General features: G+C 71.7%; 17 protein-coding genes. 8 read left to right on the forward strand and 9 right to left on the reverse strand.

Annotated features, from left to right (window positions below; translation table 11 throughout):
• The first annotated feature begins 25 nt into the window (after positions 1-25).
• The 6 genes from JT362_RS19635 (at position 26) to lgt (ending at position 6,141) form a co-directional block, all read left to right on the forward strand.
• Positions 26-1,564 carry an anthranilate synthase component I gene (locus JT362_RS19635; RefSeq protein WP_260192838.1) on the forward strand — a complete coding sequence of 513 codons (1,539 nt, stop codon included), beginning with the start codon at positions 26-28 and terminating at the stop codon, positions 1,562-1,564.
• Positions 1,557-2,030 carry a Trp biosynthesis-associated membrane protein gene (locus tag JT362_RS19640; protein ID WP_260192839.1) on the forward strand — a complete coding sequence of 158 codons (474 nt, stop codon included), beginning with the start codon at positions 1,557-1,559 and terminating at the stop codon, positions 2,028-2,030. The genes JT362_RS19635 and JT362_RS19640 overlap by 8 nt, the downstream gene beginning before the upstream one ends.
• Before the next feature lie 144 nt (positions 2,031-2,174).
• Complete coding sequence (trpC, locus tag JT362_RS19645; RefSeq protein WP_260192841.1) at positions 2,175-2,984, forward strand: indole-3-glycerol phosphate synthase TrpC; 810 nt, start codon at positions 2,175-2,177, stop codon at positions 2,982-2,984.
• Positions 2,963-4,207, forward strand: a complete 1,245-nt coding sequence (gene trpB / locus JT362_RS19650) for a tryptophan synthase subunit beta (RefSeq protein ID WP_260193231.1) — start codon at positions 2,963-2,965, stop codon at positions 4,205-4,207. The genes trpC and trpB overlap by 22 nt, the downstream gene beginning before the upstream one ends.
• Positions 4,207-5,004 carry a tryptophan synthase subunit alpha gene (gene trpA / locus JT362_RS19655; RefSeq protein ID WP_260192842.1) on the forward strand — a complete coding sequence of 266 codons (798 nt, stop codon included), beginning with the start codon at positions 4,207-4,209 and terminating at the stop codon, positions 5,002-5,004. Before trpB ends, trpA begins: the two co-directional genes overlap by 1 nt.
• Before the next feature lie 63 nt (positions 5,005-5,067).
• Positions 5,068-6,141 (forward strand): prolipoprotein diacylglyceryl transferase, encoded by a 1,074-nt coding sequence (gene lgt / locus JT362_RS19660; protein ID WP_260192845.1) that lies wholly within the window; start codon positions 5,068-5,070, stop codon positions 6,139-6,141.
• A gap of 3 nt (positions 6,142-6,144) precedes the next feature.
• Here lgt and JT362_RS19665 read toward each other — a convergent pair whose 3' ends face one another.
• The 9 genes from JT362_RS19665 to JT362_RS19705 form a co-directional block, all read right to left on the reverse strand.
• On the reverse strand, positions 6,145-6,918 hold the full coding sequence (locus JT362_RS19665) for an ABC transporter ATP-binding protein (RefSeq protein ID WP_260192846.1): 774 nt from the start codon (positions 6,916-6,918) through the stop codon (positions 6,145-6,147).
• Between the two features lie 130 nt (positions 6,919-7,048).
• Positions 7,049-8,095 (reverse strand): FecCD family ABC transporter permease, encoded by a 1,047-nt coding sequence (locus JT362_RS19670; protein ID WP_260192848.1) that lies wholly within the window; start codon positions 8,093-8,095, stop codon positions 7,049-7,051.
• Complete coding sequence (locus JT362_RS19675; RefSeq protein ID WP_260192849.1) at positions 8,095-9,057, reverse strand: ABC transporter substrate-binding protein; 963 nt, start codon at positions 9,055-9,057, stop codon at positions 8,095-8,097. Before JT362_RS19675 ends, JT362_RS19670 begins: the two co-directional genes overlap by 1 nt.
• Before the next feature lie 282 nt (positions 9,058-9,339).
• Positions 9,340-10,362, reverse strand: coding sequence for a LacI family DNA-binding transcriptional regulator (locus JT362_RS19680; RefSeq protein WP_260192851.1), 1,023 nt, complete (start codon positions 10,360-10,362; stop codon positions 9,340-9,342).
• A complete protein-coding gene (locus JT362_RS19685) occupies positions 10,355-11,731 on the reverse strand; it encodes a GH1 family beta-glucosidase (RefSeq protein ID WP_260192852.1) in 1,377 nt (458 codons plus the stop codon). Before JT362_RS19685 ends, JT362_RS19680 begins: the two co-directional genes overlap by 8 nt.
• Positions 11,728-12,615 (reverse strand): carbohydrate ABC transporter permease, encoded by an 888-nt coding sequence (locus tag JT362_RS19690; protein ID WP_260192854.1) that lies wholly within the window; start codon positions 12,613-12,615, stop codon positions 11,728-11,730. The genes JT362_RS19685 and JT362_RS19690 overlap by 4 nt, the downstream gene beginning before the upstream one ends.
• Positions 12,616-12,618: 3 nt before the next feature.
• Positions 12,619-13,620, reverse strand: coding sequence for a carbohydrate ABC transporter permease (locus JT362_RS19695; protein ID WP_260192855.1), 1,002 nt, complete (start codon positions 13,618-13,620; stop codon positions 12,619-12,621).
• An 8-nt stretch (positions 13,621-13,628) separates the two neighbouring features.
• Positions 13,629-14,903 carry an ABC transporter substrate-binding protein gene (locus tag JT362_RS19700; protein ID WP_260192856.1) on the reverse strand — a complete coding sequence of 425 codons (1,275 nt, stop codon included), beginning with the start codon at positions 14,901-14,903 and terminating at the stop codon, positions 13,629-13,631.
• A gap of 269 nt (positions 14,904-15,172) precedes the next feature.
• Positions 15,173-16,564: a glycoside hydrolase family 16 protein gene (locus JT362_RS19705; protein WP_260192857.1), complete on the reverse strand. Its 1,392-nt coding sequence runs from the start codon at positions 16,562-16,564 to the stop codon at positions 15,173-15,175.
• 370 nt (positions 16,565-16,934) lie between these two features.
• Between JT362_RS19705 and gltB the strand changes: the two genes are divergently transcribed.
• Together gltB and JT362_RS19715 are read left to right on the forward strand one after the other, a co-directional pair.
• On the forward strand, positions 16,935-21,515 hold the full coding sequence (gltB, locus tag JT362_RS19710) for a glutamate synthase large subunit (protein WP_260192858.1): 4,581 nt from the start codon (positions 16,935-16,937) through the stop codon (positions 21,513-21,515).
• Entirely contained in the window at positions 21,508-23,022 is a 1,515-nt protein-coding gene (locus JT362_RS19715; RefSeq protein WP_260192859.1) for a glutamate synthase subunit beta, read from the forward strand. Before gltB ends, JT362_RS19715 begins: the two co-directional genes overlap by 8 nt.

The following is a 23,022-nucleotide window of genomic DNA, read 5'->3' on the forward strand; positions in this document are numbered from 1 at the left end:
CCGAGCTGGCGGGACAATGGCCGGCATGGTCAGCGTGATGGAGCCCGAGGCCGTCCGGCGCGGGCTCGGGGTGGTCAGTCCCACCCGTGCGGAGTTCCACCGGCTGGCGGCCGACCACCGGGTCATCCCGGTCGTGCGGCGCCTGCTCGCGGACGCCGAGACCCCCGTCGGGGTCTACCGCAAGCTCGCCCAGGGCAGGCCCAACACCTACCTCCTCGAGTCCGCCGAGAACGGGCGCTCCTGGTCGCGCTGGTCGTTCGTCGGCGTGCACAGTGCCGCCGTACTCACCGAGCGTGATGGCAAGGCGCACTGGACGGGTACCCCGCCGGTCGGGCTGCCGGAGTCCGGGGACCCGCTGGCGGCCCTGCGGGAGACCATGGCGATTCTGCACACCGAGCGACTGCCCGGCCTCCCGCCGCTGACCGGCGGCATGGTCGGCTACCTCGGCTACGACGCCGTGCGCCGGCTCGAACGGCTCCCCGACCGCACCGACGACGACCTGCGGCTGCCCGAGCTGGCGATGCTGCTGGCCACCGACCTCGCCGCGCTGGACCACCACGAGGGCACCATCACCCTCATCTCCAACGCGGTGAACTGGGACGACAGCCCGGAGCGGGTGGACGCCGCCTACGACGCCGCCGTCGCGCGGCTCACCGAGATGACCGAGCGGCTGCAGCAGTCCGCGCCGCCGACGGTCGCCGTGTTCGACCACCCCACGCCCGAGTACCTGCGCCGCCGCGACCGCGCCGACTACACCGCCGCCGTGCGGACCGCCAAGGAGGCGATCCACGCCGGTGAGGCGTTCCAGGTGGTGCTCTCCCAGCGGTTCGAGCTCGAGACCGAGGCCGATCCGCTGGACGTCTACCGGGTGCTGCGGACCACCAACCCCAGCCCGTACATGTACCTGCTGCGGCTCGACGGGTTCGACGTCGTCGGCTCCAGCCCCGAGGCACTGGTCACCGTCCGCGACGGAGTGGCCACGACTCACCCGATCGCCGGCACCCGGTGGCGTGGCGTCGACCCGGACGAGGACGCGATCCTCGAGAAGGACATGCTGGCCGACGAGAAGGAGCGCGCGGAGCACGTCATGCTCGTCGATCTGGGCCGCAACGACCTCGGCCGGGTGTGCCGGCCGGGCACCGTTCGGGTCGTCGACTTCTTCCGGGTCGAGCGCTACAGCCACGTCATGCACATCGTGTCCACGGTCACCGGCGTCCTCGACGACGACCGCACGGCGTTCGACGCGGTCAAGGCCTGCTTCCCGGCCGGCACGCTCTCCGGCGCGCCGAAGCCGCGCGCGATGGAGCTCATCGAGGAGTTGGAACCCACCCGCCGCGGCCTCTACGGCGGCGTCGTCGGCTACCTGGACTTCGCCGGCGACGCCGACACCGCCATCGCCATCCGAACCGCGCTGATGCGCGACGGCGTGGCCTACGTGCAGGCCGGCGCCGGGATCGTGGCCGACTCCGACCCGGTCGCCGAGGACACCGAGTGCGTGAACAAGGCCCGTGCCGTGCTCGCCGCGATCGCCACCGCCCAGTCGATGCGACCGGCCGATGGCTGAGCAGCCCGATCGCCGTCCACTCTGGATGGTCCTGCTGCCGCTCCTCGGCGCGGCGGCGGCACTGTGGGGCTCGACCAGGCTCGACGGCGGCCCGGGGTCGGGCACCGGGCTGGCCCTGGTGGCGCTCGCCGGCGCGGGCGGCGCGATCGCCGTCGGCGGCTGGGGCAGGCGGGTCGTCGGCGCGCTCGTGGCGGTCGCCGGTCTGCTCGCGGGCTGGCGGGCACTCGCCGCCGACGGCGCGGGCGCCGGCAGGTGGGTGGCGCTGCTCGGCGCGGTCCTGCTGGTCGTCGCCGGGGTCCTGGTGGTCCGGCTCGCCACGCGGCTGCCGACGATGGGCGCGAGGTACGCGTCGCCCGCCGCCCGCCGGGCTTCCGGCGACCCGGACGGTGACCCGGACAAGGACCTGTGGGACGGGCTGTCCGAGGGCCGTGATCCCACCGCCGCCGAGGTCGAGGATGAACGGTGAACGTGGACCCGGTAACGAGTCGTCGTGCGGGACGGAGTTAGCATTCCTTGGGCGGGAAGGGGCAATGCTGGTGACTGATAGCACCTGCGACACATCGGAAGTGGCGTTCGCGCCGCTACCGGACGACGCCGGCGAGCGTGTGCGGTGAGTGTTCTCGAGTCGATCATCGAAGGGGTCCGGGCGGACCTCGCGGTGCGTGAGTCCGCGCTCCCGTTCGAGACCGTGAAGGAGCGCGCGGCGAAGGCGGCGCCGCCACGCGACGCCGTGGCCGCGCTGCGCGGTTCCGGCATCGGCGTGATCGCCGAGGTGAAGCGGCGTAGCCCGTCCAAGGGCGACCTCGCGTCGATCGCCGACCCGGCGTCGCTGGCCAGGGACTACGCCGACGCCGGTGCTCGGGTGATCAGCGTGCTCACCGAGGAACGGCGGTTCGGCGGCTCGCTCGCCGACTTCGACGCGGTGCGCGCCGTGGTGGACGTCCCCTTGCTGCGCAAGGACTTCGTGGTCAGCCCGTACCAGGTGCACGAGGCCCGGATGCACGGCGCCGACCTGGTGCTGCTGATCGTGGCCGCCCTGGAGCAGAACGCGCTGGTCGCCCTGCTCGACCGGGTCGAGTCGCTCGGCATGACCGCGCTGGTCGAGGTGCACACCGCCGAGGAGGCCGACCGCGCGCTGGAGGCGGGCGCGTCGGTCATCGGCATCAACGCCCGCGACCTGCACACCCTCGAGGTCGACCGGGAGGTGTTCGGCCGGCTCGCGCCCGGCCTGCCGTTCGAGGTGCTCAAGATCGCCGAGTCCGGCGTCCGCGGCCCCGGCGACCTGATGACCCACGCCGGCGCTGGTGCCGACGCGGTCCTGGTCGGCGAGAGCCTGGTCGCGAGCCCCGACCCGAAGGCGGCGCTGGTCCAGCTGGTCACCGCCGGTTCGCACCCCGCCTGCCCGAGGCCGAGCCGGTGACCGACAAGAAGGACGAGCACGAGCCCGACCGGCACGACCCGGACGAGCGCGGACACTTCGGCCCGTACGGCGGCCGGTTCCTCCCCGAGGCGCTGATCGGCGCCATGGACGAGCTCGCCACCGTCTACGAGAAGGCCAGGCTCGACCCGGACTTCGTCGACGAGCTGAACCGCCTGCTGCGCGGGTACGCCGGCCGTCCGTCGCTGCTCACCGAGGCGCCCCGGTTCGCCGAGCACGCCGGCGGCGCGCGGATCTTCCTCAAGCGCGAGGACCTCAACCACACCGGCTCGCACAAGATCAACAACGTGCTGGGCCAGGCGTTGCTCACCAAGCGGATGGGCAAGAAGCGGGTCATCGCCGAGACCGGCGCCGGCCAGCACGGGGTCGCCACCGCCACCGCCTGCGCGCTGATGGGCCTCGAGTGCGTCGTCTACATGGGCGAGGTCGACACCCAGCGGCAGGCGCTGAACGTGGCCAGGATGCGGCTGCTCGGCGCCGAGGTCATCCCGGTGAAGACCGGCTCGCGCACCCTCAAGGACGCCATCAACGAGGCACTGCGCGACTGGGTGACCAACGTCGAGGACACCCACTACCTGCTCGGCACGGCGGCCGGCGGGCACCCGTTCCCGATGATGGTGCGCAACTTCCACAAGGTCATCGGCCAGGAGGCCCGCGAGCAGGTGCTCGAGCAGGCCGGCCGGCTGCCGGACGCGGTCACCGCCTGCGTCGGGGGCGGCTCCAACGCCATCGGCATCTTCCACGGCTTCATCGACGACCCGTCGGTGCGCCTGGTCGGCCTCGAGCCGGCCGGCAAGGGCATCGAGTCCGGCGAGCACGGCGCCACCCTGTCCGAGGGCAGCCCCGGGATGCTGCACGGCGCGCGGTCCTACCTGCTGCAGGACGAGGACGGGCAGACCATCGAGGCGTACTCGATCTCCGCCGGCCTCGACTACCCGGGCGTCGGTCCGGAGCACTCCTGGCTCAAGGACACCGGCCGCGCGGAGTACCGCTCGGTCACCGACGCCGAGGCCATGGACGCCTTCCAGCTGCTGTCCAGGACCGAGGGCATCATCCCGGCGATCGAGTCGTCGCACGCGCTGGCCGGCACGCTCACGCTGGGCCGCGAGCTGGGGCCGGACGGGTTGATCGTGGTGTGCCTGTCCGGGCGCGGGGACAAGGACATGGACACCGCGGCCACGTACTTCGGCTACACGGAGGGCTGATGGGACGCCTCGACCCGGTGTTCGCCCGTGCCCGCGCCGAGGGGCGCGCCGCCCTGGTCGGCTACCTGCCGGCCGGCTACCCGACCGTCGACGGCTCGGCCGAGCGGCTCGCCGCGATGATCGACTCCGGCTGCGACGTCGTCGAGATCGGCGTGCCGTACTCCGATCCGGTGATCGACGGCCCGACCATCCAGGCAGCGGCCGACGTCGCGCTCAAGGGCGGGTTCCGGCTGCGTGACCTGTTCCGGGTGGTGGAGCACGTGGCGTCGGCGGGCGGGCACGCGGTCGTGATGACCTACTGGAACCCGGTGCACCGCTACGGCGTCGACCGCTTCGCCCGTGACCTGGCCGCCGCCGGTGGGCTCGGCATGATCACCCCGGACCTGATCCCGGACGAGGCGGAGGACTGGCTGGCCGCGTCGGCCGCCCACGACCTGGACCGGATCTTCCTGGTCGCGCCGTCCTCGTCGGCGGAACGGCTGACCTCGACGACCGCCGCGACCTCGGGCTTCCTGTACGCGACGGCGGTGATGGGCGTGACCGGCGCGCGGGAGCGGGTCGGCAGCGCGGCCGCGGGCCTGGTCGCGCGGGCCAGGGAGCACACCGACCTGCCGATCGCCGTGGGTCTCGGCGTGCGGTCGGGCGACCAGGCGGCCGAGGTGGCCGGTTTCGCCGACGGCGTGGTCGTCGGCTCCGCGTTCGTGTCGAAGGCCGACGAGGTCGCCGGGGTGCGGGAGCTGGCCGAGGAACTCGCGGACGGGGTCCGCCGGCCGGTCGTGCCGGCCGCCCAGACGTAGGTGCGGCGCCGGTAGGCCGCCCTGGTGTGTCCGGCGTCGCCGCCGACCGTTACGGTGACGCGCGTGAACGTGGCGTCCAGTGTCTTCCTGGCGAACATCCCGAGCCCCGATCGTGGCGTGTGGGAGCTCGGTCCGATCCCGCTGCGGGCCTACGCGCTGTGCATCATCGCCGGCATCGTGGTGGCGATCTGGTGGGGCGAGCGGCGGTGGGTCGCGCGCGGCGGCCGGGCCGGCACGGTCACCGACATCGCGGTCTGGGCGGTGCCGTTCGGCCTGGTCGGCGGGCGCCTCTACCACGTGGCGACGGACTGGCACCGGTACTTCGGCGAGGGCAAGAACCCGCTGGACGCGCTGCGGATCTGGGACGGCGGCCTCGGTATCTGGGGTGCGATCGCGTTCGGGGCGGTCGGCGCGTGGTTCGGCTGCCGGTCCAAGAAGGTGCCGCTGCCGGTGTTCGCCGACGCGATCGCGCCGGGCGTGGTCGTCGCCCAGGCGATCGGGCGAGTGGGCAACTACTTCAACCAGGAGCTGTACGGCGGGCCGACGGACCTGCCGTGGGGCCTGGAGATCTACCAGCGCGTGAACGAGCTCGGCGACGCGGACAACCTCAACGGGGTGGCGGTCAACCACATCCCGATCGAGGTGGTGCACCCGACGTTCCTCTACGAGCTGCTGTGGAACCTCGCGGTGGCCGGGCTCGTGGTGTGGGCGGACCGCCGGTTCCGGCTCGGCCACGGGCGCGCGTTCGCCATCTACGTCGCCGGCTACACCCTCGGCCGCACCTGGATCGAGCTGATGCGCACCGACCCCGCCACGATGGTGTTCGGGGTGCGGGTCAACGTGTGGGTGTCGGTCCTGGTGTTCCTCGGCGCGGTCGTCTACCTGGTGCTGGCGAAGAAGCGGGGTCCGAGGGAGGACCTGGCCGCCATCCAGGGCACCGAACCGCCCACCGACGACACGTCCAGGGACGACGACGCCGCCGTCGCCGACAAGGACGCCGCCGATGCCGCCGATGCCGACAAGGACGCCGAGGACGCCGAGGACGCCCACACGGACAAGGACAAGGACGCGGAGAAGGACGCCGAGCCCGGAACCGACGAGCCGGCCAAGGAGTCGACGCCGTCCGGCAAGGAGTGAGCCCTACCCGCGCGTCGGGGTCACCACGACGTTCCCGTCGCCGGTGCTGAGGATCTCGACGTTCGCCGCGTAGTGCCGGCGCACGGTCTCGCGGGTCAGCACCTCGGCCGGGGTCCCGGTGGCGACCACCCGGCCACCGTCCATCAGCACCAGCCGGTCCGCGTACTGCGCCGACAGCGTCAGGTCGTGCAGGGTGCTCACCACCGTCGCGCCCTCCTCCGCGCGCAGCCGGTCGACCAGATCGAGCAGCGCCTGCGCGTGCCCGATGTCCAGGCCGGTCGTCGGCTCGTCCAGCAGCAACAGCCCCGCCTGCTGCGCCAGCACCCGCGCCAGCACCGCGCGCTGCCGCTCCCCGCCGGACAGCGTCCGCAGCGCGCGGCCGGCCAGCCCGGACAGGTCGAGCCGGTCGAGCACCTGCTCCACCACCGCCAGGTCCGAGCGCCGCTCCCTGGCCAACGGGGCCAGGTGCGGGGTCCGGCCAAGCAGCACGTAGTCGGTCACCGTCAGCCGCTCCGGCAGCTCCGGGGTCTGCGGCGCGTACGCGACGGCCCGCGCCCGCTCCCGCGCCGACAGCCCGGACACCGGCGCCCCGTCCAGCAGGATCTCGCCGTCGTGCGCCACCACCCCGACGATCGACTTCAGCAGCGACGACTTGCCGGCCCCGTTCGGCCCGATCACCGCCACCCACGCGCCGGCCGGCACGTCCAGCGACACCGACGACGCCACCACGCGCGTCCCGTACCGCGCCGACACCGAGCGCAACGCCAACGCGGTCACTGTTCCGCCTCCCCGGATTTTTCCCTGTTGGTCGCGTTGAGAAGGGAGGGTCCGGCTTGGGCACGTACTTGTGGCCGGGTTGCGTCACGTTCCCCTGAGGTGACGGTCGTGGACGTTGACAGCAGGTGCCTCACCGCAGCTGGCCTCGGTTCATCCGCAGGACGAGCAGGAAGAACGGCGCCCCGGTGAACGCCGTGATCACCCCGATCGGCAGCTCGGCCGGCGCGAACGCGGTCCGCGCGACGTGGTCGGCCACGATCAGGAACATCGCCCCGCCGACCAGCGACAGCGGCACGATCACCCGGTAGCTCGCCCCGGCGAGCAGCCGCACCACGTGCGGCACCACGATGCCGACGAACCCGATCAGCCCGCTCACCGCGACCGCAGCGGCCGTCGCCAGCGACGCCGCGAGCAGCACCGCGATCCGCACCCGGCCGGGGTTGATGCCGAGCGACGCCGCCTCGTCGTCGCCGACCGCCAGTACGTCCAGCAGCCGCCCGCACAGGCACAGCACGACCGCGGCGAGCCCGATGTAGGGCACGGTGATGAGCACCTCGCGCCACCCGGCGGTGTTCAGCCCGCCCAGCATCCAGCTGTAGACCTGCTTGATCGTGTCGGTGTTCAGCTGTTGCACGAACGTCTGGATCGCGGTCAGGAACGACGCCACCGCGACCCCGGCCAGCAGCAGCACCGCCGTGCCGCCGCCGGCCGACCGGCCGAGCAGCCAGGTCAGCGTCACCCCGCCGACCGCCCCGGCGAACGCGGCGAGCGGCAGCGGACCGATGACCCAGCCGGTCACCGACGGCGCCGCGACCACCACGATCGTCGCCGCCATCCCGGCGCCGGCGGCCGCGCCGAGCAGGAACGGGTCGGCCAGCGGGTTGCGGAACACCCCCTGGAACGCCGCGCCGGCCATGGCCAGCGCCCCGCCGACCAGCCCGGCCAGCACGACCCGGGGCAGCCGCACCTCCCACACGATCGCCGCCTCGGACGCCGACAGCGGGGACACCCCGCCGGTGACCTGCGCCCAGACCTCCCGCAGGACCCGCCCGGCGCCCAGGTTCGCCGCGCCGAGCAGGGTGGACACGGACACCACCAGGACGAGCCCGAGCACCGCCGCGACCAGGACGCCGGGGGCGAGCCTGGTCGGGCGGACACGGGGACGCTGCTTGAGCATCAGCCGCCCTGGCCGGCCTTCGCGACGGCGTCGGCGACCGACCGGGCCAGGTCGACCACGCGCGGCCCCCAGCGGGAGGCCAGGTCGTCGTCCAGTTCGACCACGTTGCCGTTCTTGACCGCCGACAACGCGCTCCACCCGGGGCGGGCGGCGACGGTCTCGGCGCTCTGGCCGCAGCACTCCACGTCGGCCAGGAAGATCAGGTCCGGGTCGGCGGCGAGGATGTGCTCCACGGACAGCTGCGGGTAGCCGCCGGCGTCCTTGTCCGCCGGGTCGGCGATGTTCTCCAGCCCGAACAGGCCGTACACCTGCCCGATGAACGTCTTCGACGTCGCGCTGTAGTAGGTGGTGTCGAGCTCGTGGTAGTAGGTCAGCGGCTCGCTCGGCTTCGGCGCGTCCGCGACGACCTTGTCCAGGTCGGTGCGCATCCGGTCGGCGAGGTCGGCGGCCTCGTCCGCGTGCCCGGTGGCCTTGCCGAGCAGCTCCATGCCGGCGTAGACGTCGTCGATGGTCCGCGCGGCCGGCACGATCAGCACCGGGTGGTCGAGCCGGGTGAGCGCGGCCGCGACGTCGTCGACGTCGTCGGACAGGACCACCAGGTCGGGGTCGTACCCGGCGATCGCCTCGACGTTCGGGGTCAGCCCGGACAGGTCGGTGCGCGGCGCGTCGGCCGGGAAGTCCGACTGCTCGTCGACGGCCACCACCTGCTCGCCGGCGCCGACCGCGAACAGCGTCTCGGTGTTGCTCGCCGACAGCGACACGATCCGCTCCGGCCGGGCGTCGAGCGTGACCGGCTCGCCCTCGGCGGGCGTGAGCGTCACCGGAAACGCTTGCGCCTCCTGGTTTCCGCTCGCTCGCGGGTTCTCCTCGGCACGTTCGGCGCCGCAGCCGGCGAGCACCAGCGTGCCGGCGAGGGTGATGGCCGCCAGGCGTCGCGCGCGCCTGCGGAGGGGTAAGGACATCGGACCACCTAGGGTGTCGGCCGGCGAGGCACGGCGCGTCCACAGCGGTGGCGGACGCCGCATCCCTGCACCGGGGCGGTTGGCGTCGACGCGGGGAGTGGTAGGCGACCTGGCTCGGGCGCCGCTTCGCGCGGGGCCTCCACAGTTGCGGGACAGCGCCGGGTTCGCACCGGACTTCGCTACCACCTGCCGCGGCCCCGGATGGACCGCGAACTGTTCGCGTCACCGGTCAGCACGCTGACCAGCAAAAGGACGCTACCACCCCGGCGCGGCGGGGCCGGGCTAGGCCGAGCCTCGTTCCACCAGTTCGGTGGGCAGCACCACCGGTTCACCGACCGGGTCGCCGCCGATCTGGGTGAGCAGGAGCTCGGTCATCGTGCGGGCCTGGTCGATGACGGGCTGGTGGATGGTGGTCAGTGGGGGCTCGGTGTGCCGGGCCATCTCGATGTCGTCGTAGCCGACCACGGCGACGTCCGCCGGGACCGCGCGGCCGGCGGCGCGCAGGGCGCGGAGCGCGCCCATGGCCATCAGGTCGTTGGCGACGAACACGCCGTCCAGGTCGGGGTGGCGGGACAGCAGCGTCGCCATCGCCTGTTCGCCGGACTCGCGGGTGAAGTCGCCGTGGGCCACCCGGTCGGCCTTGCGGCCGGCGGCGGCCACCGCGCGCTGGTAGCCGGTGAGGCGGTCCGCGCCCGCGGTCATGTCCTGCGGGCCGGCGATGGTCGCGATCCGGCGCCTGCCACGCGCCAGCAGGTGCTCGGCGGCCAGTTGGGCGCCGCCGACGTTGTCCACGTCGACGTAGGACAGGCCGGGCATGTGCCGCTGCGGGCGGCCGCCCACCACCGTGGGGATGCCGGCGTCGAGCAGCAGCCGGGGGAGCGGGTCGTCGTCGTGCATGGAGGCCAGCAGGACGCCGTCGACGTGTCCGCTGCGGACGTAGTCGGCCAGCCGCGAGTGTTCCGCGTCGTTCCGTGCGTTCACCAGCACCAGCTGCACGCCGGTGCCGACCAGCGCCTGGCTGGTGGCGATGATGATGTTGCCCAGGTACGGGTCGGCCAGCACGGTGGCGTCCGGCTCGCGCATCACCAGCGCGATCGAGTCCGTGCGGCGCATCGCGAGGCTGCGCGCTGCCCGGTTGGGCACGTAGCCGAGGCGGCCGATCGCGGACTCCACCGCGTCCTTCACCTCCGGCGAGACCCGGGGCGAGCCGTTGATCACCCTGGACACGGTCGCGCGGGAGACCCCCGCCTCCGCGGCGACCGTGTCCAGGGTCGGCTTCCGCCGCCCGGTCGTGACCTCACTCATGCACATCGATGCCGTTCGTCGTGATCACCTCGCGGTACCAGTACGCGCTGTCCTTCCACACCCGGCGCTGGGTCGGGTAGTCCACGTGGACGATGCCGAACCGCTTCGAGTACCCGTACGCCCACTCGAAATTGTCCAGCAGCGACCACACGAAGTATCCACGAAGGTCGACGCCGGACTCGATCGCTTCGTGTACCACGGCCAGGTGATCACGCAGGTAGGAGATCCGCTCGGCGTCCCGCACCCCGTCCGCGGCGAGCTGGTCGTCGAACGCGGCACCGTTCTCGGTGATCATCAGCGGCACCGGCGCGTACTCCTCGTGCACGCGGTGCACCACCGCGCGCAGGCCCTTCGCGTCGATCGCCCAGCCCATCGCGGTGGTCGGCCCCGGCTGGTGCACGAACCGCACGTCCTCGCACGCCGGCCACGGCGACGGCCCCGCCTGGGGCTCGCCGACATCGACCAGCGTGGGGGAGTAGTAGTTGATGCCCAGCATGTCCAGCGGCTGGGAGATCACGTCCAGGTCGCCGTCGCGCACGAACGACCAGTCGGTCAGCCGGGCCGTGTCGCGCCGCACGTCGACCGGGTACTGGCCGCGGAACAGCGGGTCCAGGAACAGCCGGTTGCCGAGCCCGTCGATCCGGCGTACCGCGTCGGTGGCCTCCGGGGAGGTGGCACCGGGCATCACCGCGCACAGGTTCAGCGTGATCGACACCTCGGCCGAGGACGGCAGCGCGGACCGCAGCGCGGCGGTGCCCTGGCCGTGCGCCAGGAGCAGGTGGTGCGCCGCCCGCAGCGCCAGCGCCGGGTCGGTGTGACCGGGGGCGTGCTCGCCGGAGGCGTAGCCGAGGAACGCCGCGCACCACGGCTCGTTCAGCGTGGTCCACATCGGCACCCGGTCACCCAGCCTGGCCGCGACCAGGCCGGCGTACTCGGCGAACCGGGCGGCCGTGTCCCGGTTCCCCCAGCCGCCGGCGTCCTCCAGCTCCTGCGGCAGGTCCCAGTGGTACAGGGTGAGCACCGGTGTGATGCCGTGCGCCAGCAGCTCGTCCACCAGGCGCGAGTAGTGGTCCAGCCCGGCCTGGTTCGCCGGACCGCTCCCACCCGGCTGCACCCTCGGCCAGGACACCGAGAACCGGTACGCCGGCAGCCCGAGCTCGGCCATCAGCGCGACGTCGGAGCGGAACTCCTTGTAGTGCTCGGCCGCCACGTCGCCGGTGTCGCCGCCCCGCACCCGGCCCGGCGTGTGCGCGAAGGTGTCCCAGATGGACCGACCGCGGCCGTCCGCGGTGGGCGAACCCTCGATCTGGTAGGCGGCGGTCGCCGCGCCCCACAGGAAGTCCGCCGGGAACTTCAGCCGCTCGCTCATCCTTTTACCGCCCCTTGCATGATTCCTCCAATGATCTGCCGCCCGAGCAGCAGGAACACGATCAGCATCGGGAAGGTGGCGATCACCGTGCCCGCGAGCACCAGCGAGTAGTCCACCTCGATGCCGCTCTTCGTGTTCGCGATCGCGACCTGGACCGTCGGGTTCTGCGTGTTGAGCAGGATCAGCGGCCAGAACAGGTCGTTCCAGTAGGTGATGAACGTGAGCAGCCCGAGCACCGCCGCGCCAGGACGGGCCACCGGCAGCACCACGCTCCAGTAGATCCGCATCGTCGACGCGCCGTCGACCCGTCCTGCCTCCAGCAGTTCGGTCGGCATCGCCGAGGTCAGGTACTGGCGCATGAAGAACACGCCGAACGCGCTCATCAGCGCCGGCACGATGACCCCGCGCAGGTCGTTGGCCCAGCCGAACCACTGGGTCACCATGATGTAGAGCGGGATGATCGCCAGCTGGGTCGGCACCAGCATCGTCGCCACCACGGTGGTGAACAGCGCGTTGCGCCCCCGGAACGTCAGCTTGGCGAAGGCGAACCCGGCCAGCGTGGAGGTGAACACCACCGCCGCGGTGATGGTGCCGGCCACGATCACCGAGTTCGTCAGCGCCAGCCCGAAGTTGCCCTGCTCGTAGGCGGCCGACAGGTTGTCCCACAGGTTCCCACCCGGTACCAGCGGCGGCGGGTAGCGCCCGATCGCCGACTGGTCCCGCGAGGAGACCACGATCGACCAGTACAGCGGGAAGATCGAGAACACGATGATCGCGAACAGCACCGCGTAGGTGCCCCAGCGCGCCGACGACGGGTCCTTGGCGCGCCCGCGCTTCTCCCGGGCCGGAGCCGGCGCGGGGGACGGAGTGAGCACAGTGGACATACGTCAGTCCTCCGCCGACCTGATCCGGCGCACCAGCAGGAAGTTCACCAGTGCGATCACCACCGTCACCAGGAACAGGGTCCAGGCGATCGCGGCCGCGTAGCCGTAGCGGCCGTTGGTCCAGAACTGCTGGTACAGGTACAGCACGACGGTCTGGAACTGTCTCTCCGAGCCGCCGTTGCTGTTGCGGGTCGTGTCGAACAGGAACGGTTCGGCGAACAGCTGCAGGGCGCCGATCGTCGACACGATCACGGTGAAGATGATCGTCGGCCGCAGGCTCGGGATCGTGATGTACCAGAACTGCTGCCAGCGGCTCGCGCCGTCGATCGACGCCGACTCGTACAGCTCGTACGGGATCGTCTGCATGGCGGCCAGGTAGATCAGCGCGTTGTACCCGGTCCAGTGCCAGATCACCATGCTCGACACGGCGAGCCAGGACGACCACTTCTCCGCCCGCCAGTCGATCGGGTTCTCCATGAACGGCTGGAGGAACCAGTTCAGCAGGCCGAAGTCGCGGGCGAAGATCTGGTTGAAGATCAGCGCGACCGCCGCCACCGACGTGATGTAGGGGACCAGCACGCCCATCCGCAGGAACAGCCGGCCGCGCAGCTTGTAGTTCAGCAGGTGCGCGATGCCCAGCGCCAGCAGCAGCTGCGGCACCGTGGACACCAGCCCGATGCCGAACGTGTTGATCAGCGCGTTGTGGAAGTTCTCGTCGCCCAGCAGGTTCTGGTAGTTCTCCAGGCCGATCGACTCGTCCTGGCTGCCCGGCTGCCGGGGGCTCCACGGTGTGGTCGAGATGACCGCCGTGTACACCAGCGGGAACAGCCCGAACACCGCGAACAGCCCGAAGAACGGGAAGATGTAGAGGTAGGGCGAGCCCTTGAGGTCCAGGCGGTAGAGCCGCGAGCGCCACCGCTGCCGGCGCGGCGAGGGTGCGCCCGCGGGGCGCCGCCGGGATTCCTCCTCCGGCGACGCCCCACGGTGGTCCAGGTCGGTCGACATCCGGGTGCTCAGCCCTCGCCCGCGGCTGCCTTGATGTCGGTCATCGCCGCGTCCCACGCCTCGTCCGGATCGGTGCCCTGCTCGACGCTGTTCAGCGCGCCGGCGAACGTGGTGCCGATGACGGTGCTCTGCGGGCCGTAGATCTGCGCGGGTGCGTCCTCCAGCGACGCCGGAAAGATCTTGCCGGCGGGCGCGTTGGAGAAGAACTCCGAGGTGTAGTTCGCGACTTCGGGTTCGGTCCAGGTGCTGGTCTGGCTCGGGAAGTTGCCGATCGTCTTGAACAGCTTGATGTTCTGCTCCGGCGCGGTCAGCCACTTCGCCAGCTCGACGGCCGCCTCGGTGTTGGCGCCCTGCGACGGCACGCTCAGGTAGGAGCCGCCCCAGTTGCCGGAGCCGCCGGGAATGGTGGCGATGTCCCACTTGCCGGCGGTGTCCGCGGCGTTGGCCTGGATGTAGCCCATCATCCAGGCGGGGCAGGTGATCGTGGCGAACTGGCCCTGCTGGAAGCCGGTGTTCCACTCGGGCGAGAACTCGGGCAGCGCGGCGGACTGGCCGTTCTGGATCGCCTGGACCGACGTGTCCCACGCCTCGCGCACGGCCTGGTTGTCCTCGACGACGAGGTCGCCCTCGGCGTTGTAGTAGGTCTCCTCCTCGTTGCCGAGGATGCCGGAGAACACGTGCCCGGCGGCGTCGAACCACTTCACGTCCGGGGTGGCCTCGACGAACTTGTCACCGGTGGCGACGTAGTCCTCCCAGGTCGGCCAGAGCGCGGAGACCGCCTCCCGGTCGGTGGGCAGGCCGGCGGCCTCGAACAGGTCGGTGCGGTAGCAGATCGCGAGGCCGCCGATGTCGGTCGGCAGGCCGATCAGGCTGCTGCCGTCCGGCGTGGAGGCGCGCTGGATCGTGGAGTCGGTCCACTGGGCGGTGTCGACGTCCTGCTCGTTGAAGTTGACGAACTTGTCCGGCTGGCCGATGAAGCCGGAGACCTGGCCGACCTCGATCACCTCGAGGTCCGCTGTGCCGGAGCCCGCGGTGAGCCGGGCCTGCAGGTTCTGGTGGTGGGTGCCGATGTCGCTCCGGTTCTCCACGATCGTGATGTTGTCGTGCATGCGCTCGTACTCGTCGTAGAGCTCCCGGTTGTCCGGCAGCGAGAAGTTGTCGCCGAACACGTTGATCGTCAGGGTGATCTCGCCGTTCGGATCGGCGGCCTCGTCGCCGCCTCCGCACGCGGCGAGCGCGAGGGCGCTCACCGCCGTCAGCGCCACCAGTCGTGACGTACGCATGTGGGCCTCCTGCGGCCGGGGCAACCGGCCACGTCGCTGTGGGTTGTTGTGCCGCGGTTGGGTCGCTCCCATGAGAGCGCTCTCATGAGATTCCGAAGGATCTCGTCCTGCCCTCGCGGTGTCAAGACCTCGTAATCAGCACGTTGCGGACGAAAAGTGGACACAAGGGGTAAGTGCGGGCCCCTCGCACCAGGGACGGGGTGCGAGGGGACCCGCGCGATCCGCTCCGTGTGGCCGGCTGGTCGAGGCGGATCGCCGTCATACCCCGGTCAGCGAACGAAGGTGAACCAGTTGACGTTGACGAAATCCGCCGGTTGGCCGCTGGTGAACGTCAGGTACACGTCGTGCACCCCGGTCGTCGGGCTGATGTTCGCCGGCACCGTGCGCCAGCTCTCCCAGCCGCCGGTGTTGCCGATCGCGAAGCTGCCGATCGGCGGCGCCGTCCGCGACCCGAGCCGGACCTCGACCAGGCCGCTCACCCCGCCGCCCGCGCCAGAGGACACCCTGGCCTCGAACTGCCGCGCCGGCGTCGACCCGAAGTCGATGTCGTCGTAGCGCGCCCAGTCGCCGTTGGCCGCCCAGCCGACGTAGCTGCCGCCGCCGGCGTCGGTCGTGCCGCCGGTCTGCAACCCGGTCTGCTGGGTGAAACCCTCGGCCTGGATGCGGTCGTAGGCGCTGCCGCCGTCACCGGGCGGGTCACCGGGGTCGCCGCCGTCCCCGCCGCCCCGGCTGAACACCGCGACGTAGTCGACCAGCATCGGGTGACCCGGCACGGTCTCGGGCACCGGCGTGCCCCGGCCGGCCACGCCGTTCGGGAACGCGCCGCCCATCGCGACGTTGAGGATGATGAAGTAGCCGGCGTGCGTGGTCATCTGGTTCCACGCGTCCGCGCCGATCTGGCTCTCGCTCACCGAGTGGTACTGCTGGCCGTCGACGTACCAGCGCAGTTCGTTGGCGCCGTCGTCCCACTCGAACCGGTAGGTGTGGAAGGCCGACTGGCAGCTCGCGCCTGGGCACGGCCGGCTCGCGCCGAGGCCGTTGTTCTCGTTGCACGGCCCGCCCGGTGCCACTCCACAGTGGAGCACGCCCCACACGGAGTTGATCCCGTTGACGTTCTCCATGATGTCGTACTCGCCGATGCCCGGCCAGTTCCAGTAGTTGCCCCGGTACGGCGCGCCGAGCGCCCAGAACGCGGGCCAGTAGCCGAGCGCGGCGTCCCCGGTGACGTTGGGCATCTGGATCCGGCCCTCGATGCGCAGCACGCCGCCGGACGGCGGGCGGAAGTCGGCGCGCTGGGTCTCGATGCGCGCGGAGGTCCAGTTGCCGGCGCCGTCGCGCAGCGGGGTGATCCGCAGGTTGCCCTGGCCGTCGGTGCTCACGTTGGCCGGGTTGTCGGTGTGGTAGGCGATCTCGCCGGTGCCCCAGTTCGGCGGGCCGCCGGGGTAGCCGTGGCCGATGTCGAGGATCCAGTTGTCCCGCGACGGCAACGCACCGGCGGCGCCGTCGAAGTCGTCAGACCAGACCTCGGACCATCCGCTGTCCGGCGGGGGGACGTCGGCCTGCGCGGGATTGGTCAGCGGGACCACGGCGACGGCGGCCGCCACGGCGGCGCCGATGGCGAGCAACCGTTTCCGGCGGGGGACAGGTGGGGAGACAGGCATGGGCGGTGACCTCCTCGTCACGCTCGGGCAGGGGTTCCGAGTGCCCGCGAACGGGCCGCAGATATTGCCGCGTGTTATGGAAGCGCTCTCACGCCTGATTGTCAACAGGTCGTCAGGTTGGACAGGGCTTCCCTCAGGGCCTCGGTCGGTTACCCTGATCCCGGGCAAACCCGGCGCCGACGGTCCTCACCAGGGCGAACGGCGTCTATCGCGTGGATCACGCAAATCGTTACTTCCGACGCGGAAAATCCATGCTCGATGCGTAGCTCACGGGTTTCGGGACTGTTAAGCTCGCGTCAACATGCGGGCCACCGCCGTCCCGCGCCCAGGTACCACCACTGAGCGCGAGGACGACGAGGGAGGTCGACGCGTGATTTTTTCTGCCATTCCCACCGCGCAGGGTCTCTACGACCCCAGTGCCGAGCGTGATGCGTGTGGCGTGGCCATGGTCGCCGACATTCAGGGCCGCCGGTCCCACGGGATCGTCAACGACGCCCTGGTCGCGCTGGCCAACCTCGAACACCGCGGCGCAGCGGGCGCCGAGCCGACCAGCGGCGACGGGGCCGGCATCCTGCTCCAGCTCCCGGACGCCCTGCTCCGCGACGTCGTCGACTTCGACCTGCCGGCTCCCGACGAGCGGGGTCGGCACACCTACGCCACCGGCCTGGCGTTCCTGCCCCGCGACCCAGAGGAGCGGGGAAACGCGGTCGCGATGATCGAGCGCATCGCCGCCGAGGAAGGCCTCGACCTGCTCGGCTGGCGGGACGTCCCGATCGCGCCGGAGGCCGCCGGGGTCGGCCCGACCGCGCTGTCGGTGATGCCGCACTTCTCGATGCCGTTCCTCGCCGCGCACGCCGACGCCGGCGGCCGCCGGCCGGCCGGGGTCGCGCTCGACCGGCTGACCTTCTGCCTGCGCAAGCGTGCCGAGCACGAGAGCGTCGCCGCCGGCTGCGGGGTCTACTTCCCCTCGCTGTCCGCGCGCACCATGGTCTACAAGGGAATGTTGACCACCGCGCAGCTGCCGGTGTTCTTCGCCGACCTCACCGACGAGCGGCTGGCCAGCGCGATCGCCCTGGTGCACAGCCGGTTCTCCACCAACACGTTCCCGTCCTGGCCGCTCGCGCACCCGTTCCGGTTCGTCGCGCACAACGGCGAGATCAACACGATCCGCGGCAACCGCAACCGGATGCGCGCCCGCGAGGCACTGCTGGCCAGCGACCTCGTCCCGGGCGACCTCACTCGCCTGTACCCGGTCTGCGACCCGGACGGTTCCGACTCCGCCTCGTTCGACGAGGTGCTCGAACTGCTCCACCTCGGCGGCCGGTCGCTGCCGCACGCGGTGCTGATGATGATCCCCGAGGCGTGGGAGAACAACACCACGATGGACCCGCGCCGGCGGGCCTTCTACCAGTTCCACTCCAGCCTGATGGAGCCGTGGGACGGCCCGGCCAGCGTGACGTTCTCCGACGGCACGCTCGTCGGCGCGGTGCTCGACCGCAACGGCCTGCGCCCAGCGCGCTGGTGGCGCACCACCGACGACCGCGTGGTGTTCGCCAGCGAGACCGGCGTGCTGGACCTGCCGCCGGAGCGGGTGGTGGCCAAGGGCCGCCTGCAGCCGGGCCGGATGTTCCTGGTGGACACCGAGGCGGGCGTGATCGTCGACGACGACGAGATCAAGACCGCGTTGGCCGAGGAGCACCCGTACGAGGAGTGGCTGCACGCCGGCCTGCTCAAGATCGCCGACCTGCCCGACCGCGAGCACGTGGTGCAGACCAACGAGTCCGTGCTGCGCCGCCAGCTCTCCTTCGGCTACACCGAGGAGGAGCTCAAGATCCTGCTCGCGCCGATGGCGCTGACCGGCGCGGAGCCGATCGGCTCGATGGGCAGCGACACCCCGCCGGCCGCGCTGTCCCAGCGTTCCCGGCTGCTCTACGACTACTTCAAGCAGAACTTCGCCCAGGTGACCAACCCGCCGCTGGACGCGATCCGCGAGGAGATCGTCACCTCGGTGCAGCGCATCATGGGCCCAGAGCAGAACCTGCTCGACCCCGGTCCCGCGTCCTGCCGGCACATCCAGCTGCCGTACCCGGTCATCGACAACGACGAGCTGGCCAAGCTCATCCACGTCAACGACGACGGCGACATGCCCGGCTACGCCTGCACCGTCCTCTCCGGACTGTACGAAGTGGATGGTGACGGCGACGCGCTGGTGACGGCGATCGCACGGGTGCGCCGGGAGGCGTCCGAGGCGATCGCCGCCGGCGCGCGGATCCTGGTGCTGTCCGACCGGGACTCCGACCACCGGATGGCGCCGATCCCGTCGTTGCTGCTGGTCGCGGCGGTGCACCACCACCTGGTGCGCACCAAGGAGCGGCTGCGGGTCGCGCTCGTGGTCGAGACCGGCGACGCGCGCGAGGTGCACCACATCGCCCTGCTGCTCGGCTACGGCGCCGCGGCCGTCAACCCCTACCTGGCGTTCGAGACGATCGAGAACCAGATCCGCCGCGGCACCATCACCGGCATCGAGCCGGCCCAGGCGATCCGCAACTACGTCACCGCGCTGGTCAAGGGCGTCCTCAAGATCATGTCCAAGATGGGCATCTCGACCGTCGGCGCCTACACCGCGGCCCAGGTGTTCGAGGCGTTCGGGCTCGCCGGCGACGTGCTGGACGAGTACTTCACCGGCACCAGCTCCAAGCTCGGCGGCGTCGGCCTCGACGTGATCGCCGAGGAGGTCGCCGCGCGCCACCGCCGCGCCTACCCGGAGAACCCGACCGACCGGGTGCACCGGCGGCTGGAGTCCGGCGGCGAGTACGCCTTCCGTCGCGACGGCGAGCTGCACCTGTTCACCCCGGAGACCGTCTTCCTGTTACAGCACGCGACGAAGACCCGCCGCGAGGACGTCTACCGGTCCTATGTGGACGAGGTGGAGCGGCTCAACCGCGAGGGCGGTGCGCTGCGCGGGCTGTTCAAGCTCCGCAAGGAGGGTCGCACCCCGGTTCCGCTGGACGAGGTTGAGCCGGTCGAGTCGATCCTGACCAGGTTCAACACCGGCGCCATGTCCTACGGCTCGATCAGCGCCGAGGCGCACGAGACCCTGGCCATCGCGATGAACCGGATCGGCGGCCGGTCCAACACGGGCGAGGGCGGCGAGGACACCGACCGCCTCTACGACCCGGAGCGGCGCTCGGCCATCAAGCAGATCGCCAGCGGCCGGTTCGGCGTCACCAGCGAGTACCTGGTGAACGCGAGCGACCTGCAGATCAAGATGGCGCAGGGCGCGAAGCCGGGGGAGGGCGGCCAGCTGCCACCGAACAAGGTGTGGCCGTGGATCGCCCGCACCCGGCACTCGACGGCGGGCGTCGGCCTGATCTCCCCGCCGCCGCACCACGACATCTACTCCATCGAGGACCTCGCGCAGCTCATCCACGACCTCAAGAACGCCAACGAGCACGCCCGCGTGCACGTGAAACTGGTCAGCGAGCTCGGCGTCGGCACGGTCGCGGCCGGGGTGTCCAAGGCGCACGCGGACGTGGTGCTGATCTCCGGGCACGACGGCGGCACCGGCGCCTCGCCGCTGAACTCGCTCAAGCACGCCGGCACGCCGTGGGAGGTCGGCCTCGCCGAGACCCAGCAGACGCTGCTGCTCAACGGCCTGCGCGACCGGATCACCGTGCAGGTGGACGGTGCGATGAAGACCGGGCGGGACGTGGTGGTCGCCGCGCTGCTCGGCGCCGAGGAGTACGGCTTCGCCACCGCGCCGCTGATCGTCGCCGGTTGCGTGATGATGCGGGTGTGCCACCTGGACACCTGCCCGGTCGGCGTCGCAACCCAGAACCCGACCCTGCGCGAGCGGTACACCGGGCAGGCCGAGCACGTGGTCAACTTCTTCCACTTCGTCGCCAACGAGGTGCGGGAGATGTTGGCGGAGCTGGGTTTCCGCACCATGGACGAGGCGATCGGCCACGCCGAGCTGCTCGACGTCGACGACGCGGTCGAGCACTGGAAGGCCAAGGGGCTCGACCTCTCGCCGGTGTTCGCCGTGCCGGAGAGCAGCTACGGCGGCGCCCGGCGGCGGGTCCGCGCCCAGGACCACGGCCTGGCCGAGGCGCTGGACCGCACGCTGATCCAGCTCGCCGAGGCGTCGCTGGAGGACGCGCACCCGATCCGGCTGGAACTGCCGGTGCGCAACGTGAACCGCACCGTCGGCACGCTGCTCGGCTCGGAGGTCACCCGCCGCTACGGCGGCGACGGCCTGCCGGACGACACGATCCACATCGGACTCCAGGGCTCGGCCGGCCAGTCGCTCGGCGCGTTCCTGCCGGCGGGCATCACCATCGACCTGGTCGGCGACGCCAACGACTACGTCGGCAAGGGCCTGTCCGGCGGCCGGATCGTGGTCCGCCCGCACCCGGACGCGGCGTTCGCGGCCGAGCAGCAGGTGATCGCCGGCAACGTGATCGGCTACGGCGCGACCGGCGGTGAGGTCTTCCTCCGCGGCCGGGTCGGGGAACGGTTCTGTGTCAGGAACTCCGGCGCGGTCGCGGTCGCGGAGGGCGTCGGCGACCACGCGTTCGAGTACATGACCGGCGGCCGCGCGGTGGTGCTCGGACCGACCGGCCGCAACCTCGCGGCCGGCATGTCCGGCGGCATCGCCTACGTGCTCGACCTGGACGAGAAGCTGGTCAACCCCGCCATGGTCGACCTGCAGCGCCCGAACGGCGAGGACCTGCGGTGGCTGCGGGAGACCGTCACCCGCCACCACGAGCTCACCGGCTCCGCGGTGGCGGCGTCGCTGCTCGGCGACTGGACCCGGCGCGCGGCGTCCTTCACCAAGGTGATGCCGCGCGACTACCAGCGCGTGCTCGAGGCGATGCGGCTCGCCGCCGCCGAGGGCCGCGACATCGACGAGGCGGTCATGGCGGCCGCGACGGGGGTGGGACGTGGCTGACCCCAGTGGTTTCCTCAAGCACAACCGGAAGGACGCGCCGAAGCGTCCGGTCGCCGACCGGCTGTCGGACTGGCACGAGGTCTACCTCGACCAGGAGCCGGCCGAGCGCGACCAGCAGGTGCGCACCCAGGCGAGCCGGTGCATGGACTGCGGGATCCCGTTCTGCCACTCCGGTTCGGCGGGCTGTCCGCTCGGGAACCTGATTCCGGAGTGGAACGACCTGGTCCGCGTCGGCGACTGGGCGTCGGCGAGCGACCGCCTGCACGCCACCAACAACTTCCCGGAGTTCACCGGCCGGCTGTGCCCGGCGCCGTGCGAGGCGGCGTGCGTGCTGTCGATCTCGCAGGACTCGGGCGGCCCGGTCGCGATCAAGCGCGTGGAGCAGGCGATCGCGGACGCGTCCTGGGAACGGGACCTGGTGTGGGCGCGGCAGTCCACGGTGTCGTCCGGCAAGCGGGTGGCGGTCGTCGGCTCCGGCCCGGCGGGCTTGGCGGCGGCCCAGCAGCTGACCCGCGCCGGCCACGAGGTCACCGTCTACGAGCGCGACGACCGCCTCGGCGGCCTGCTGCGGTACGGCATCCCCGAGTTCAAGATGGAGAAGAAGGTCCTCGACCGGCGCCTGGCGCAGCTGCGGTCCGAGGGCACCCGGTTCGTGACCGGCTGCGAGGTCGGCGGCGACAAGCCCGGCGACCTGTCCGTGGAGACGCTCCGCGCCCGGTACGACGCCGTGGTGCTCGCCGTCGGCGCGCTGCGCGGCCGGGACGCCCCCGACCTCCCCGGCCGCTCCCTGAACGGCGTCCACTTCGCGATGGACCACCTGGTAGCGGCCAACAAGGAGTGCGAGGGCGACGGCCCGACGTCGATCTCCGCCGAGGGCAAGCACGTACTGATCATCGGCGGCGGCGACACCGCGGCCGACTGCTACGGCACCGCCACCCGCCAGGGCGCGTTGTCGGTGACCCAGCTGGACCAGTACCCCCAGCCCCCGGCGGTTCGCGACGAGGAGATCAGCCCGTGGCCGGTGTGGCCGTGGATCCTGCGCAACTACCCCGTGCACGAGGAGGCCGGCGAGCGCCGCTTCGCGGTGGCCGTCGAGGAGTTCGTAGGCGACGACGCCGTCGACTCGGTACGCCTCCGTGAGGTGGTCGTCCGCAAGGACCCGTCCACCGGCCGCCGCGAGGTGACACCGGTCGGCGACCACGTCGAGGAGGTCCCCGCCCAACTGGTCCTGCTCGCGATCGGCTTCGAAGGCGTCGAGCACATGCCCCTCCTGTCCGGCCTGAACCTCGCCCTCACCCCCCGAGGCACCATCTCCTGCGGCCCCGACTGGCAGACCCCCACCGAAGGCGTCTTCGTCTGCGGCGACGCGCACCGAGGCGCGTCCCTGGTCGTGTGGGCCATCGCCGAAGGCCGCTCGGTGGCGAACGCCGTCGACGCGTACCTGACCGGTGCGTCCGACCTGCCCGCGCCGGTGCACCCGACCGCGCTGCCGCTGGCGGTCGTATAA

It is taken from the genome of Actinophytocola gossypii (assembly GCF_025165815.1).
GTDB classification, from domain to species: Bacteria; Actinomycetota; Actinomycetes; order Mycobacteriales; family Pseudonocardiaceae; genus Actinophytocola; species Actinophytocola gossypii.

Coding starts and splice junctions, on each gene's coding strand:
- JT362_RS19635 (WP_260192838.1), top strand. CDS start 26: ATGGTCAGCGTGATGGAGCCCGAGGCCGTCCGGCGCGGGCTCGGGGTG.
- JT362_RS19685 (WP_260192852.1), bottom strand. CDS start 11,731: ATGAGCGAGCGGCTGAAGTTCCCGGCGGACTTCCTGTGGGGCGCGGCG.
- JT362_RS19700 (WP_260192856.1), bottom strand. CDS start 14,903: ATGCGTACGTCACGACTGGTGGCGCTGACGGCGGTGAGCGCCCTCGCG.
- JT362_RS19675 (WP_260192849.1), bottom strand. CDS start 9,057: ATGTCCTTACCCCTCCGCAGGCGCGCGCGACGCCTGGCGGCCATCACC.
- trpA (WP_260192842.1), top strand. CDS start 4,207: ATGGGACGCCTCGACCCGGTGTTCGCCCGTGCCCGCGCCGAGGGGCGC.
- JT362_RS19680 (WP_260192851.1), bottom strand. CDS start 10,362: ATGAGTGAGGTCACGACCGGGCGGCGGAAGCCGACCCTGGACACGGTC.
- JT362_RS19640 (WP_260192839.1), top strand. CDS start 1,557: ATGGCTGAGCAGCCCGATCGCCGTCCACTCTGGATGGTCCTGCTGCCG.
- JT362_RS19690 (WP_260192854.1), bottom strand. CDS start 12,615: ATGTCCACTGTGCTCACTCCGTCCCCCGCGCCGGCTCCGGCCCGGGAG.
- JT362_RS19670 (WP_260192848.1), bottom strand. CDS start 8,095: ATGCTCAAGCAGCGTCCCCGTGTCCGCCCGACCAGGCTCGCCCCCGGC.
- JT362_RS19695 (WP_260192855.1), bottom strand. CDS start 13,620: ATGTCGACCGACCTGGACCACCGTGGGGCGTCGCCGGAGGAGGAATCC.
- JT362_RS19705 (WP_260192857.1), bottom strand. CDS start 16,564: ATGCCTGTCTCCCCACCTGTCCCCCGCCGGAAACGGTTGCTCGCCATC.